This window comes from Duganella paludis, assembly GCF_054461335.1.
Window position 1 is genome coordinate 4,646,956 of sequence record NZ_CM136922.1, and the last position, 14,604, is coordinate 4,661,559.

The 14,604-nt window shown below is 55.6% G+C and carries 14 protein-coding genes and 1 tRNA gene; 11 read left to right on the top strand and 4 right to left on the bottom strand.

Going from position 1 to position 14,604, the window contains the following annotated elements; all coding sequences use genetic code 11:
- Positions 1–16: 16 nt before the first annotated feature.
- Genes murI through ACXZ1M_RS20450 form a run of 3 tightly spaced genes read right to left on the bottom strand, consistent with a single transcriptional unit; the run spans position 17 to position 2,983 of the window.
- On the bottom strand, positions 17–847 hold the full coding sequence (murI, locus tag ACXZ1M_RS20440) for a glutamate racemase (RefSeq protein WP_459049469.1): 831 nt from the start codon (positions 845–847) through the stop codon (positions 17–19).
- Positions 847–2,376: a fumarate hydratase gene (locus ACXZ1M_RS20445; RefSeq protein WP_459049470.1), complete on the bottom strand. Its 1,530-nt coding sequence runs from the start codon at positions 2,374–2,376 to the stop codon at positions 847–849. The genes murI and ACXZ1M_RS20445 overlap by 1 nt, the downstream gene beginning before the upstream one ends.
- Positions 2,377–2,392: 16 nt before the next feature.
- Entirely contained in the window at positions 2,393–2,983 is a 591-nt protein-coding gene (locus tag ACXZ1M_RS20450) for a TIGR00645 family protein (protein WP_459049471.1), read from the bottom strand.
- Positions 2,984–3,193: 210 nt separating this feature from the next.
- On the opposite strand from ACXZ1M_RS20450, the gene acs reads away from it, so the two are divergent.
- The 9 genes from acs (at position 3,194) to ACXZ1M_RS20495 (ending at position 12,022) form a co-directional block, all read left to right on the top strand.
- Entirely contained in the window at positions 3,194–5,179 is a 1,986-nt protein-coding gene (acs, locus tag ACXZ1M_RS20455) for an acetate--CoA ligase (RefSeq protein WP_459049472.1), read from the top strand.
- Between the two features lie 119 nt (positions 5,180–5,298).
- Positions 5,299–5,388 (top strand) — tRNA-Ser (locus ACXZ1M_RS20460).
- 164 nt (positions 5,389–5,552) lie between these two features.
- A complete protein-coding gene (locus ACXZ1M_RS20465) occupies positions 5,553–6,815 on the top strand; it encodes a tyrosine-type recombinase/integrase (protein ID WP_459054053.1) in 1,263 nt (420 codons plus the stop codon).
- The gene (locus tag ACXZ1M_RS20470; protein ID WP_459049473.1) at positions 6,812–7,393 is read left to right on the top strand and encodes a hypothetical protein; all 582 of its coding nucleotides are present in this window, start codon (positions 6,812–6,814) and stop codon (positions 7,391–7,393) included. The genes ACXZ1M_RS20465 and ACXZ1M_RS20470 overlap by 4 nt, the downstream gene beginning before the upstream one ends.
- A gap of 300 nt (positions 7,394–7,693) precedes the next feature.
- A complete protein-coding gene (locus tag ACXZ1M_RS20475) occupies positions 7,694–7,912 on the top strand; it encodes a hypothetical protein (RefSeq protein ID WP_459049474.1) in 219 nt (72 codons plus the stop codon).
- A 7-nt stretch (positions 7,913–7,919) separates the two neighbouring features.
- Positions 7,920–8,252: a ribbon-helix-helix domain-containing protein gene (locus tag ACXZ1M_RS20480; RefSeq protein ID WP_459049475.1), complete on the top strand. Its 333-nt coding sequence runs from the start codon at positions 7,920–7,922 to the stop codon at positions 8,250–8,252.
- The gene (locus tag ACXZ1M_RS20485) at positions 8,252–9,097 is read left to right on the top strand and encodes a hypothetical protein (RefSeq protein WP_459049476.1); all 846 of its coding nucleotides are present in this window, start codon (positions 8,252–8,254) and stop codon (positions 9,095–9,097) included. The genes ACXZ1M_RS20480 and ACXZ1M_RS20485 overlap by 1 nt, the downstream gene beginning before the upstream one ends.
- A 332-nt stretch (positions 9,098–9,429) precedes the next feature.
- Entirely contained in the window at positions 9,430–9,597 is a 168-nt protein-coding gene (locus ACXZ1M_RS20490; protein ID WP_459049477.1) for a hypothetical protein, read from the top strand.
- Positions 9,598–9,931: 334 nt separating this feature from the next.
- Positions 9,932–12,022, top strand: coding sequence for an SIR2 family protein (locus ACXZ1M_RS20495; protein WP_459049478.1), 2,091 nt, complete (start codon positions 9,932–9,934; stop codon positions 12,020–12,022).
- A 465-nt stretch (positions 12,023–12,487) separates the two neighbouring features.
- On the opposite strand, the gene udk is transcribed toward ACXZ1M_RS20495, so the two are convergent.
- Complete coding sequence (gene udk / locus ACXZ1M_RS20500; protein WP_459049479.1) at positions 12,488–13,129, bottom strand: uridine kinase; 642 nt, start codon at positions 13,127–13,129, stop codon at positions 12,488–12,490.
- A 147-nt stretch (positions 13,130–13,276) separates the two neighbouring features.
- On the opposite strand from udk, the gene ACXZ1M_RS20505 reads away from it, so the two are divergent.
- Positions 13,277–13,786, top strand: coding sequence for a hypothetical protein (locus ACXZ1M_RS20505; protein ID WP_459049480.1), 510 nt, complete (start codon positions 13,277–13,279; stop codon positions 13,784–13,786).
- Positions 13,783–14,508: a hypothetical protein gene (locus ACXZ1M_RS20510; RefSeq protein WP_459049481.1), complete on the top strand. Its 726-nt coding sequence runs from the start codon at positions 13,783–13,785 to the stop codon at positions 14,506–14,508. The genes ACXZ1M_RS20505 and ACXZ1M_RS20510 overlap by 4 nt, the downstream gene beginning before the upstream one ends.
- Positions 14,509–14,604 lie beyond the last annotated feature (96 nt).

Below are 14,604 nucleotides of genomic sequence, written 5' to 3' on the forward strand. Positions count from 1 at the left end.
GATTTTTTTCGTTTGCCTAAACGGCAATTTTTTCCACCGGCGTGGACAAGCCCAGCAAGCTGGCAAACGCCCGTGTCAGTGCTTCCACGTCGCCGCTGGTGTAGCCTTTCAGCGTAGCCGCATCGCCATCCGCCGGCTGCAGCAAGCCGCCGGCCTCCAGCAGGCGACCCAGCTGACGCGCGACAGCGTCGCCGGTATCGATCAAGGTCACGTCGCTGCGCTCATGCTCGCGCAGCACGCGCTCGATGCCGTTGCGGACGAAAGGGTAGTGGGTGCAGCCCAGCACCAGCGTATCGGCGCCCTGGTCCAGCAGCGGCGCCACGTAGCGCTCCAGCATGGCGCCGATCTCCGGCGCTTCCAGGTCACCCTTCTCGATCTCATCGACCAGGCCCACCGCCGGCTGCAACAGGAACTCGGCCCGCGTGGCCGCGCTGATCTGCTCGCGCAGTTGCAGGAACTTCTCGCCCTTGAGCGTGCGCGCCGTCGCCAGCACGCCGACCTTGCCGTTGCGCGAGGCCGCAGCAGCCGGCTTGAGGCCAGGCTCTACGCCCACCACCGGCAATTCCGGATAGCGCGCCCGTACCGCCTTGATGGCGGCCACCGTGGCCGTATTGCAGGCCACCACCAGCGCCTTGGCGCCTTGCGTCAGCAGATACTCCGTCACCGCCAGCGCGCGGTCCACCACATACTGCTCGGTCTTGTCGCCATACGGCGCATGGCCGGAATCGGCGAAGTACAGCAAATCCTCATTCGGCAACTGCGCCCGGATATGGCGCAGCACCGACAGCCCGCCCACACCGGAATCGAAAACCCCGATGGGCGATGCGGGTGAGCGGGCGATCTGCATCAGACGGTAACGACAGGCACGTTCAGCTGCTCGATGCGCGTCTTCCATTCCGCAGGACCGGTGTTGTGCACCGAGGTACCAGCGGAATCGACGGCCACGGTCACCGGCATATCGACCACGTCGAACTCGTAGATCGCTTCCATACCCATGTCGGCAAAGCCCAGCACGCGCGATTGCTTGATCGCCTTCGACACCAGGTAGGCCGAACCGCCGACCGCCATCAGGTAGGCCGACTTGTGCTTCTGGATCGACTCGATGGCGGTAGGCCCGCGTTCGGCTTTACCGATCATCGCGATCAGGCCGGTCTTCTCCAGCATCATGTCGGTGAACTTGTCCATGCGGGTGGCGGTGGTCGGGCCGGCTGGGCCGACGACTTCATCACGCACCGGATCGACCGGGCCGACGTAGTAGATCACGCGGTTCTTGAAGTCCACCGGCAGCTCTTCGCCCTTGGCCAGCATGTCCTGGATGCGCTTGTGCGCGGCGTCGCGGCCGGTCAGCATTTTGCCGTTCAGCAGCAGGGTCTGGCCCGGCTTCCACGAAGCGACTTCTTCCTTGGTTAGCGTGTTCAGATCGACGCGCTTGGACTTCTCGGTATCCGGCGCCCACGATACGTCAGGCCAGGTCGACAGCGGTGGCGGCGTCATGTAGGCAGGACCGGAACCGTCCAGCACGAAGTGACCGTGGCGGGTGGCGGCGCAATTCGGGATCATGGCGACCGGTTTCGATGCGGCGTGGGTCGGATGCATCATGATCTTCACGTCCAACACGGTGGTCAAGCCGCCCAGGCCTTGCGCGCCGATGCCCAGGGCATTGATCTTGTCGCACAGTTCGATACGCAGTTCTTCCAGCTTGTTCTGCGGGCCGCGCTGCTTCAGTTCGAACATATCGATGTCTTCCATCAGCACTTCCTTGGCCATCAGCATGGCTTTCTCGGCGGTGCCGCCGATGCCGATGCCCAGCATGCCAGGCGGGCACCAGCCGGCGCCCATGGTCGGCACGGTCTTCAGTACCCAGTCGATCAGCGAATCGGAAGGATTCATCATGATCATCTTCGACTTGTTCTCCGAGCCGCCGCCTTTGGCAGCCACCTTGACGTCGACGGTATCGCCTTCCACCAGCTCCATGTGGACCACGGCAGGCGTGTTGTCCTTGGTGTTCTTGCGGTCGAAATGCGGATCGGCGACGATCGACGCGCGCAGCTTGTTGTCGTCGAAGTTGTACGCGCGGCGCACGCCTTCGTTGACGGCGTCGGTCACGGTGCCAGTGAAGCCTTCGAAACGCACTCCCATGCCGATCTTCAGGAAGACGTTGACGATGCCGGTATCCTGGCAGATCGGACGCTTGCCCTCGGCGCACATGCGCGAGTTGGTCAGGATCTGCGCGATGGCGTCCTTGGCGGCCGGGCTCTGCTCGTGTTCATAGGCGCGGGCCAGGTGCTCGATGTAATCGGCCGGATGGTAATAGCTGATGTACTGAAGCGCGGCGGCAACGGATTCGATCAGGTCTTCTTGCTTTATGATGGTCATGATGTTCTCGCGGGGGTTAGTGGGATTCGTTGTGCGTCATCGTGGTGATGCGGTCGGTGTAAGAGATGGCCAGCGCCGACAGCAGGAATACGACGTGGATCACCGTTTGCGCGACCAGCGCTTTCTCGCTGTAGTTGTCGGCGTTGATAAAGGTCTTCAGCAAATGGATGGACGAAATGCCGATGATCGCCATCGCCAGCTTGGTCTTCAGCACGGAAGCGTTCACGTGCGACAGCCACTCCGGCTGGTCCGGATGGGTATCGAGGTTCATGCGGGAGATAAAGGTCTCGTAGCCACCGATGATCACCATCACCAGCAGATTGGAGATCATGACCACGTCGATCAGGCCGAGCACCACCAGCATAATGGTGGTTTCATTGAGTTTTTCCGGCAGCGGTGCGCCTGGCACGGCCACCGCTTGCAGGATGTGCTGCAGCGCCGCCTCGTTGCCGAGCGCGGCGCCAATCAGGTCTTTGAGTTCGACCCAGAAATGGAATACATAGACGCACTGCGCCAGTATCAAGCCGAGGTACAGCGGCAGTTGCAGCCAGCGGGTCATGAAAATAAAAGCGGGCAGAGGGCGCAGCTTCTGATTTGGCTCGGTCATTAGGGCAAAACTCCAGGAAATGAGGCAGACTATGAAGACTGCCGACATTTTACACGTGCTGTCGGGCGACCGCATCGGTAGGCTGCATTGAAAGATTGGTAAAATTGTCGTGCATGCCATCCTCCGCCGGGGAAGGGCAGGGCTGTAAGGGCACAGTAAGCGATCACGTTTATGTTTGATAGCAAACGACTACTACAAAATGGAGACACCATGAGCAGCACGACAACCCAAGGACCACAAGAATCCCACGTCTTCGCACCCTCGGCCGACTTTGCCGGCCAGGCCACCGTATCCGGGATGGATGCCTACAACGCGCTGTGCGCAGAGGCGGCGGCCGACTACGAAGGCTTCTGGTCGCGCCTGGCGAAAGAACACCTGGACTGGCAAACGCCATTCACCAAAACCCTGAACGAAGACAACGCGCCGTTCTACAAATGGTTCGAAGACGGCAAGCTCAACGTCTCGTACAACTGCCTCGACCGCAATCTGCAGAACGGCAACGCCGACAAGACCGCCATCATCTTCGAAGCGGACGACGGCAAGGCTACGCACGTCAGCTACAAAGAGCTGCACGAAAAAGTCTGCAAATTCGCCAACGGCCTGAAAGCGCGCGGCATCAAGAAAGGCGACCGCGTCATCATCTACATGAGCATGTCGGTGGAAGGCGTGGCCGCCATGCAAGCGTGTGCGCGCATCGGCGCCACGCACTCGGTGGTGTTTGGCGGCTTCTCGGCCAAATCGCTGCAGGAGCGCATCATCGACGCCGGCGCGGTGGCCGTCATCACCGCCGACGAACAACTGCGCGGCGGCAAACACCTGCCGTTGAAAGCCATCGTCGACGAAGCGCTGGCGCTGGGCGGTTGCGACACCATCAAAGACGTCATCGTCTACAAGCGCACGGGCGGCGCGATCGCCTTCAAGGAAGGCCGCGACCTGTGGCTGCACGAACTGGTGGAAAACCAATCGGCCGACTGCGAACCGGAATGGGTCGACGCCGAGCACCCGCTGTTCATCCTCTACACCTCCGGCTCGACCGGCACGCCGAAGGGCGTGCAACACTCCAGCGGCGGCTACCTGCTGTGGGCGGCGCTGACCATGAAATGGTCGTTCGACATCAAGCCGAGCGACGTCTACTGGTGCACGGCCGACATCGGCTGGGTAACGGGCCACAGCTACATCGCCTACGGTCCGACGGCGGTGGGCGCGACGCAGGTCGTGTTCGAAGGCATCCCGACCTACCCGAATGCGGGCCGCTTCTGGGAAACCGTCGCCAAGCACAAGGTCAACATCTTCTACACCGCGCCGACGGCGATCCGCTCGCTGATCAAGGCATCGGACGTCGATCCGAAAGTGCACCCGAAAAACTACGACCTGTCGTCGCTGCGTTTGCTGGGCACGGTGGGCGAGCCGATCAATCCGGAAGCGTGGATGTGGTACTACACGCAAGTGGGCGGCGAGAAGTGTCCTATCGTCGACACCTTCTGGCAGACCGAAACGGGCGGCCACATGATCACCCCGTTGCCGGGCGCAACCCCCATGGTGCCGGGCTCGTGCACGCTGCCGCTGCCGGGCATCATGGCCGCGATCGTGGACGAGGCTGGTGTGGATGTGCCGAACGGGCAGGGCGGTATTTTGGTGGTCAAGCGTCCGTGGCCGTCGATGATCCGCACGATCTGGAACAACCCGGAGCGCTTCAAGACTTCCTACTTCCCGGAGGAACTGGGTGGCCGCATGTATCTGGCGGGCGATGGCGCGATTCGCAACAAGGATACGGGCTACTTCACCATCACCGGTCGTATCGATGACGTGTTGAACGTCTCGGGCCACCGCATGGGCACGATGGAGATTGAATCGGCGCTGGTGGCGAATCCGCTGGTGGCCGAAGCGGCCGTGGTGGGCAAGCCGGATGACACGACGGGCGAATCGATCTGCGCGTTCGTGGTGTTGAAGCAGGCGCGGCCGACGGGTGAGGATGCCAAGAAGCTGGCGCTGGAGTTGCGCAACTGGGTCGCCAAGGAGATTGGTCCGATCGCCAAGCCGAAGGAGATTCGGTTTGGGGATAATCTGCCGAAGACACGCTCGGGCAAGATCATGCGTCGTTTGCTGAGGGTGTTGGCCAAGGGCGAGGTGATTACGCAGGATGTGTCGACGTTGGAGAATCCGGCGATTCTGGAGCAGTTGAAAGAGGCTTCGTAGCGTCGTCGTTCCCGCGAAAGCGGGAACCCATGCAGAGGTGATGACGTAGCGGCAAATAATGTTGGTACTCGTCGGAATCTTTGCTATAATTCGGCGCTTCCCGAGGTTTGGGAAATGCAGGAGAGGTGGATGAGCGGTTGAAGTCGCACGCCTGGAAAGCGTGTATAGGGTCAAACCTATCGGGGGTTCGAATCCCCCTCTCTCCGCCAAGAACATGTAGTAAGAAGTCCAAAGAAGTCCAGAAACCCGCGATACTCCCTCTGAGATCGCGGGTTTTTCATTTCAGGCGGTCCAATATGGTCCATTGAAATCCAGCAACTTTGACAGTATCTTTGACGGTATCGTTCTTATCCGTCAAAACAGATACCGTCACATGCCAAAGCTTGCTGTCCCTCTCACTGATATCCAACCCCGAACCGCTAAACCAAAAGATAAGCCATACAAGCTGTCGGACGGCGGCGGCCTTTATCTTCTTGTCAACACCGATGGTGCTAAGTATTGGCGCATGGACTACAGGTATGGCGACCTGCGCCGCACCCTGGCCTTTGGCAAATACCCGGAAGTCACCCTGGCGGACGCGCGTAACAGGCGGTTGGCAGCTCGCAAGCTGCTCGACCAGGGAATCGACCCCAGCCAAGACAGGAAGGAGCGCCAGCGTGAATTGGTCGAAGCTAACGCCAACACATTCGAGAAGTTGGCGCGCGAATGGCACGCGAACAAGTTGTCTACCTGGAGCGAATCTACAGCCAGAGACACCCTCAGACGACTGGAAATCGACATCTTCCCGGAAATCGGTTCTATGCCGGTTGGTGCGATCAAGCATCAGCACATGATCGCCGCGCTGCGCAAGATCGAGGGCCGAGGCGCGCACGAGATCGCGCACCGCATCAAGGCGACCTGCGCGCGCGTGTTCAGTTACGCGAACCAGCACGGTATCGAAAACCGTAATCCTGCTGCGGATATGAAGGACGTTTTGAAGCCGGTCAAGGCGGGGCATTTTGCGGCCATTACCGCCGACGAGCTTCCGGCATTCCTGGCCGCGATGGACAAGAATGACGCGCGCTTGTTCAAACCCACCAGGATTGCTCTGCGCTTGATGATGCTGGTATTCGTTCGGACATCAGAACTGATTGAAACACCGTGGAGCGAAATCGACCTGGAAAAGGGTGAGTGGGTCATCCCGTGGCATCGCATGAAACGCGGCAAGCTGACCGTGAACCCCGACACGACCGATCATCACGTTTGCCTGTCTCGGCAAGCGCTGGAGCTGCTGCGCGAACTGCACCAGCTTACAGGCGGCGGCGAGTACCTTTTTCCAAACCAGCGTGACCATGAGAAGCCAATGAGCAACGGCGCAATCCTGGCGGCACTTAAGCGCATGGGTTACAAGAACAAAATGACCGGCCACGGCTTCCGCGCCTTGGCGATGTCAACCATCAAGGAGCGCTTGGGCTATCGGCATGAGGTGGTGGATCGCCAGTTGGCACATGCACAGAAGGATAAGGTGGCGGCAGCATACGACCGCGCAAAGTTTCTGGCCGAGCGCCGCGTGATGATGCAGGACTGGGCCGACTTTATTGACGGCGTGGCAAGCGGCAAGGTTGTTGCTGGCGCATTTGGAAGGAGGGTCGCTTGAAGGATGAACATGCCAAGTACGCCGAACTCACTGATGAAGACTTGGACGATTTGACGCACCGAATCGACGACAGCCTCTTGGTTCCGCGAATGAAGAATGTGGTCATGGGAGATGTTCATTCAGATCCCGAAGGGGAAACGGTCGATGAACAATCGCGGTTGATACTCGCAACAATACTCAGGCAATTGCAGGCAAACAGCCCATCGCGCGCAGCTTTAGGCTATTTGAGTTATTGCTTGCAACGTCACCTGAGCGGCGAAGTTGCCTCCTTAGATGAGGCGTTCAACTTGAAGCAGAAGCGACGCGCTGGAGGACAGCACGTTTCGGAAGAAGTTGAGCGCCGAACTGTAACCGCCTATATGCGAGTTATCCGCAAGCATACTTGGCACTTTGATTCTGAGTTCGGCTGTGAAACATATTCCGTTCCCTCAAAGGCTGTCAAACGCGAAGCTTGTCAGGCCGCATTTGAGGCGTATCGCGATGCGGTGGGTAAGGACAACGACGAATTCAATGACCCGGAAAAGAAAATAAACCAAACGATCAAGCCGCTATTGCGCCGAAAAGGAGTGCTTAGGTAGGAAATACTCGAAATGGTTCTGTTGCCATTTCGATTTTTTATTGGATCAGGTGGTCGCAGAATGTGGACTTCTTCAACGCGATTAGGAGTTACACAATGATGAATGGACAACCCTACAACCTGCCCTTGACCGGCTTTGTCCGCCTGTCTAGCGTACTGGCCGCTTTCCCCGTCAGCAAATCTACATGGTGGGCCGGAGTGAAATCTGGCCGCTACCCCATTGGGCATAAGTTGTCGCCGCGCGTGACCGCTTGGCGCGGGAGGACATTCGCGCTTTGATTGAGCGAGGTATGGCATGAACATGCACACGCATAGCCTGCTCAGCGCCCAGCACTTCCACGCCGTCGATACAGCGACGCTCCGGCAAACGCTGGCGGAGTCGCAGCTCGAATACTCCATCGACATGGGGGGCTTCACGGTCCACCACGGCACCCGCTACGGCGCGCCAATTGTCATCGCTGAGAACCACGGCGACGTAGCTGACGCGCTGCACGGCGTATGGTTTGACGACAACCAATAATCCAAGAATGAAAGGCATCACCATGACCAACGTCAAACTGACCCTGAACCCTGAAACCGCCGCCATCTTCGACAAGATGACAGACCTCACCGGCCTGAACGGCAGCGAGATCATTCGCCGCCGTCTCGCCCAAATCGAGATGGAGTGCGTTGAGTTGCTGGCGCTGGCGGAATCCTATCCTGGGCTGCGAAACGAGGCCGCCAATCTGATGATTAGCTACGGCCCTGAATCGATCCTGGACGGCATCCGGCGCATCGCACCTTCTGGCTACCTGACTTTGGCCGCGCGCTTCGAGTGTGACTTGCAGGCCGCCTTGGGCGCGCCATCCGCAGCGCATTGATGGCCGCCGAAGTATCAGGCACCGAAGCCCGCGAGGGCTTCACGGTCCAGGCCTCCGTTGCGCAACCCGCAGCTAGCCTTGAATCTCTCGCCACCCTGATGCGCCAAGTATCGCTGTTCACTTTGATGGAAGCGCAAAGCCGCCTTGTCTCAGTCCCGCGAGACGAGTTGATCGAGCGGTTCCGACGGGCATTCATGGCTGGCAAGCGCGCCAGCGCCTATGTGCTTGCTACAGCCCTTACGCGCATCAATGTGCCGCCCTGCTTCCGTCATGACTGGCGCTCCTCGGCCGACTTTAGTGCGGAACGGCAGGCGGATCTTGTCGTGTTCGATCTTGAGTGGCTGCGGCATCGGCATCGCAATCACGCAAGTGCCGTGAAACATCGCCGCTGCCTGAAAGTATTCAATGGCACGGAAGGCCAGTTCTTGTCCGAAGCAGCCTACATGGCGAACGGCGGCAAGCGCGAGCCGTGGAAGGTAGCGAAGTCGCTCTCGCTCACGGAGGAGCAACAGCTTGAGCTTTTCTGGTTGAAATCAGCACCGATCAAGCGTCGGCAGATGGCGATTCAGGAAATGCGCGCTCGCGTATTCGGCAAGTTGAAGTGCGACGTGGACGGAGTTCGGAGGACAAGCACGTTCACCGATGCCGACGCCACATCAACGCTTCTCCGTAGGCATCGCCTCTGGCTTGCGCAGGCTCATACCACCGGAGGCCCAGCAGAGGCCGCGCGCCGGTATGAACAGCTCACGGGGCTGGCAATCGACCGCAAAGTTGCCGCGCGCCAGCTTGCGATTGTTGCCGATGTTTTGAAGAGATCGGCGTTGCGGGAAAGAGATGGAGTGTGACTGGAAAATGGACTGTGCCCCCCTGCCTCTCAAGACAAAGTCTTGAGGGTGTTTCGACACGGGCGCGGAGCCTTATGTGATAGGGGTTCCGGGCTGTGTCGCACCTTCGATCCAATACCCTGTTCTCCGACCTGTTCCGTGACACAAGTCAATCTTATACCGACGACACAGGTCAATCCGAGAAAACGACACAGGCCAATCTGTACGGTGAGGATTGATTCGGCAATCAATAGGAGAAAAAGGTTTATGTAAATAGTAACTCAGAGAGCAATTCCAATGACCGCCCAGTGGATGCAGCGGCGGCCCCTAGCAACTTGAACAGAAACATACCTATGCGAAAAATCACCATCGGCGAACTGGCCGACATCTTGGAAGTTATGACCATCAAGCACAGCATCGACAGCGGCTTCGCAATCGCCCACCACGGCGACATCGAGGGCCGCCCCATCATCGCTATTTCCACGTGGCGTGGCAGTGGGGATTGCTACATCTTGGACTGACGCCACTGCGGAAATCTTGCTCAAATAACGCTGCCCCATCCGGCTCGAAAAAAGCAAAGTCCTAGAATATAAGGGTTGCCGCAATGGGGCAGCGCTCATCAACTTTGAGATTTTCGACGCCAAACCTTATACACCTGGGTTCTGGAATGTGCTGAGGGTGGATCACCAGCAAAGATCTAACCCTAGCTGATTTGCCCTCAATCTTGTACTCTGTAAATCAGGCTCTATCCAATCTGACTTCCGAAGCAACGGTTGACCAGAAATATCTACGCCCGGAACAGAAGTCATGGTGTTTTCTTATTTTTAAGATCAATCTCAACACTGGAAATATTCGATGTTTAATCCAACCGAAGCCGAAACCTACTCAGCTCTCTTAGAACTTCGAGATGTTAAGGAAAGTGGTCGCCCAATTATTTTATGGATTGGTGCGGGTGCTGGTCGTTGGGCGGGCTATCCAGGATGGGAGGATTTGGCAAGTCAGTTTCACAGTAAATTTCTGAGACTTGAAACAGGATATGATCGCATTGGAGGTGCGGCTGCTATGGCGGAAAAAGATTTCCCCAAAGTATTCTCCCTCTGTAAGTCCATAAATTCTAGCCGATACTATACACTTCTCTCGGAATCTCTTAGCTTAAGGCAACCAAGCCCAATCTATGTTCGGATGATTAATGCTTTGAAAGCAATGGATCCATTGCAAATAGTTACGACAAACATTGATATGAGTCTGGACAAGAATTTGGATCTAATTTCCTCTATTGATCGGGGCGGTATTGAATTTGCAAGAAAAGAAATGTCTCAGGGCAAGTCGTTTATCTACCATGTTCACGGATCATGCAGCGACATCACTTCGAGTATTTGGACTGTTGAAGACTATCAAGAGTTAATTGAAACCCCTTCGTTTCTGAGTAATCTTGGAAAGATGCTTGACCAAGCTTCAGTGGTGTTCTTGGGTTATGGTTTGCGCGATAAATATATCTTGGATCTACTTGAAGAGAACAATAAGAATACCCCAGTTCTTGGTTCGGGTCCTCATTTCTTCGTGACTTCGGACATAAATACTGACACACCACCGCAGGGTGTTCGGATGATCAAATACCTAACATCGGAGCACGGGGATCATCGCGGTGCTTTGAATGTGCTCGATCTTCTACGCACGCCTGTTCGGAAAGAGAAAGATAAGATTGAAGTGGAACCCTCTAAGCGTACCAGTGCGATTTATATCCCAGATTATTTATCTACTGGCACCTTTCAAAGTTCTCAGACATTTACTTTCGAAGACGAGCTTCACGTGCCTGTAGGGCACGCTTCAGTGGGGATGGGGTTTATTCAAGAAGAATTACCTAACTTGGTTAGCACAGCATTGCATGATCTTGTAGTCGGTTTAATGTGTTTTGACCGTATTTATTTTCCTGTTTTTGGGATTGGCAAACTTTTTTCAGATCTAGGGGAAGATATTTTTTATAGTCTCATGGATTCTGATGCATTCCGCTTTGTTTGGAAAACCAGCTCGCTAGGAGTTGTGTTTAGCAAAGACTCTGTATCTGATGGTGCTTTAGTGTGCGTCAATCCTCGATCGGCGGCTGGCCCCGAGAATGAACGAACACTAGAGGAAATATTGCAAAACCAGTTTCCAGCGCAATTCGATACTGATAAGGCGGCGAAGATTTTAAATTTGATCACGCCGTTATGTAGAAAGTTTGACGACACAATTCTCGGACGTCACCCTGTTTTGGCTCAGGGGACGTTGTTATCACCCAATTTACGGAAATGCCTTGGAATTAGTGACGGGGTTTCGCCGATAAAAATCCCTGAATGGCTTATGTTCCCCGCATTGAGGGTCGCAACTGTAGTTCAAGATGCAGAGATTTGTCGGCATCTGGGGGCGTCAGCTGCGAAGATGCCCTTTGGATCTGATGCATTGGCAGATGTAACTTATGGAATTGGCATCTCAAAGTTTTCTGCAAGCCACTACGCGAGCTACGTCATAGCTGGTCAATTTAATGCAAATCTGGGCGAGTTAGTTCTTAAGAATAAGAACTTGTTATCGAACGTATTGAAATTCCGGGATTCTCACACGGGAACGTTATTTAGAGAGGAGATCCAGGAACTCCTGCAGTCCGATAGCGGCAGTGAGTTTGTTGCATCTGTAAATGGACGTTTGCGTGAGGCGGTATCTCCAGAAATCTTAGATCAAGTTCGCCAAAGCTTTGTCGATGCGCGCTTTGCACCTGGATGTGTTCCCGTTTTGTCTCATGCAACTCGTGACAACGATCCTTTTAAGCTTTGGCGAAAGCGCTCTTTGGGAATGTTGAAAGCTGTTTGTGACACTCGAAAGATCCTCCCTTACGACCTCTGCCCTTGCGGCTCAGGAGATAAGCTGCGGTTTTGCTGCAAAGCCTCTCTCGAAGCATGTTTTTTGCATTGAGCGAGCTGGGGTTGTGGTTGAGTGAACGCATCATGCTTCGGTGCCCAGCCTGACTGTGTTTTTGACGGTATTGGTGACGGTATTTTTAAATTAATGATTGGTGAATCATAGTGTATATGCGGGTTTTAGGGCATGATTCGACTTCCCCTCTCCACACAAAGCAAAAAGCCACCCTCGGGTGGCTTTTTTGTTTTGTGGCTTTGGCGGAGAGAAGCAAGCTCCCTGCGGAGCTTGCGCGGGGGATTCGAAGGGCTGGGCGTACTCGCCCAGCCCTCTCCGAATCGTCCATCTGCCACCGCTGCGCGGTGGCGCGCCGGAGGCGCAGCGCGCAGCGCCAAAAATTCCACCAAGAACTATTTTCAATTCAACATCTCAGTCTTTAGCGCGGCGAAGTCCTGACTCAGCGCGATGCTGGTGGATGTCCGGCTGAAGCATGCGCCTCAGCCAAGGACTCGCCTAAAACTATCAGGACTGGTTCATTTGACCAATAACGCTTGCCACCTTGGTGGTGATCATATCGACCGCCGGGCCATTGGCGCCGTGCGGAATGATGACATCGGCGTTGCGCTTGGTTGGCTCGATGAACTGCTTGTGCATCGGACGTACCGTTTCCAGATACTGGCCAATGACACTCTCCACCGAACGGCCACGTTCGGTGATATCACGTTGCATACGGCGGATGAAGCGGATGTCGGAGGCTGTGTCGACATAGATCTTCAGCGACATTAGGTCACACAAGGCCGGGTCATACAGGGCGAACAAACCTTCGATCACGATGACCGGTGCCGGCTTGACTGGAATGGTCCGGTCGGAGCGGTTGTGGATCGTGAAGTCGTACTCCGGCATTTCGATCGCATTGCCATTGCGCAAAGCTTGCACATGTTGCACCAGTAAGGACCACTCGAAAGCCTGCGGATGGTCGTAGTTGGTCTGGCTGCGGACTTCAGGGGTGAGGTGGGTTTGGTCGCAGTAGTAGTCGTCTTGCATCACGACCGAAACCATATCGCTGCCGAACGCAGCGAGCACTTTCTGGGACACAGTGGACTTGCCACTGCCGCTACCGCCTGCGACGCCAATAATAAACGGTTGGAAAGAAATCGTATTCATGCCGAATGATACCGGAACTCCGACCGAACCAACAGTTGGCGCCTGGCTTGGCAAGAAGTAAGCCGAGGCGGCTTAAGTGAGAAATCGCGACAATTCAAGGTCTTTTTCCGTATAACATTGAAGAATTGCAACTTCCAAATATTAGCTATGCCGTTACCTATCGAGTTCTACCACGAAGGCAAACCTGCGTCAGCCAATGGCAGCTGGAATGAAAAAAAGCAGTGGAAATTGGATATTGCTAAGGCTACAAATGACGCCCTGGTAAAAAAATTCCTTCCCAATCCTGTGCCAAAGCCGCACCTCACGAAAAAAGGTGTCGCAAAGGCTTACGGCGGTCAGGCAACGATCAAGGTCTTCTTTTTTCCGCACAGTAATCAGTACATTGATATCGATAACGGCTTGAAGTACACCATCGATGGTATTGCGGAGAGCCTGATGACCAACGACAAATATGTCACGCGGATCATCTCCGAGCGTTTCCTGCCAATGCCGGGGACGAGCGTCGTGGCACCGCTTGCCAGACTGAATGTGCTGACTACTGCGCTCAGCCTCGCAAACACGCCCACCTTGATGGCCGGCGGAGGTGTCACGCCCGCACCGGATGTGACCGCGATAAAAATTGAAACTTATCAGTCCAATGGGGGAAAGTATTGGTGATGCATGATTACGAACTATATCAACTTCGTCTCATCTTGGCCGAGTACGAGGCCAACGGCTACACGGTAATAAAAACTGAGAGTGTCAAGGACGGGCTCGGGGGAATTTTGCTTGATGGACTCGTGGAGCGTAGCGACCCACCATCCACAGTCATCATCGAGCTGGTCAACGCCCACAGGTTGGATAAGGGTAAGCTGGCCGAAAGGGCTGAGCTCATTCAGCGGCTTTTCGGCAATAGGCAGAACGTTTCGGTCGATTTTCGATATATCGACAACCGGACGCCTCTCGCAGCCGAGCAGGCCAATCATTCGTTTGGGAAAACATCGCCTAACATCGGCACGTATCTAAAAGCAGCATCCCCTGGTACCGAGGTCGAAGAACGCAAAGACCCGGCCAGCGCTATGCTATTGCAATGGCATCTGATCGCCGGTCTGATTCGTGTATTCGCAAAAAATCATTTGCCGCATGCCGCGTCCTTATCTGTACTTGAAATCTACAACATGCTGCTCATGTCGCCATTTAACTTCAAGCCGGCAGAGAGGTTCATGAGATCTAAAATAAAGAAAAACCTTTTTGACCTGCGCGCCGAGGTAGATCTTTTACTTGAAGGCGGAACGGTAGGCCAGGAATCGGTACGACAGTTGGCAACGCACTTGAAATCGCTGCAAGATCAGATGTCTGCCGTGAGATCGGAACCTACCCAGAAAAATGATGGAGGGTAGAGCTGCTTGACGATGTCGCGGGCTCTGTTCGGCGAGCTATGGGTTCCCGCTTTCGCGGGAACGACGGACACAGAAACACATTGGGGTAGAATCATG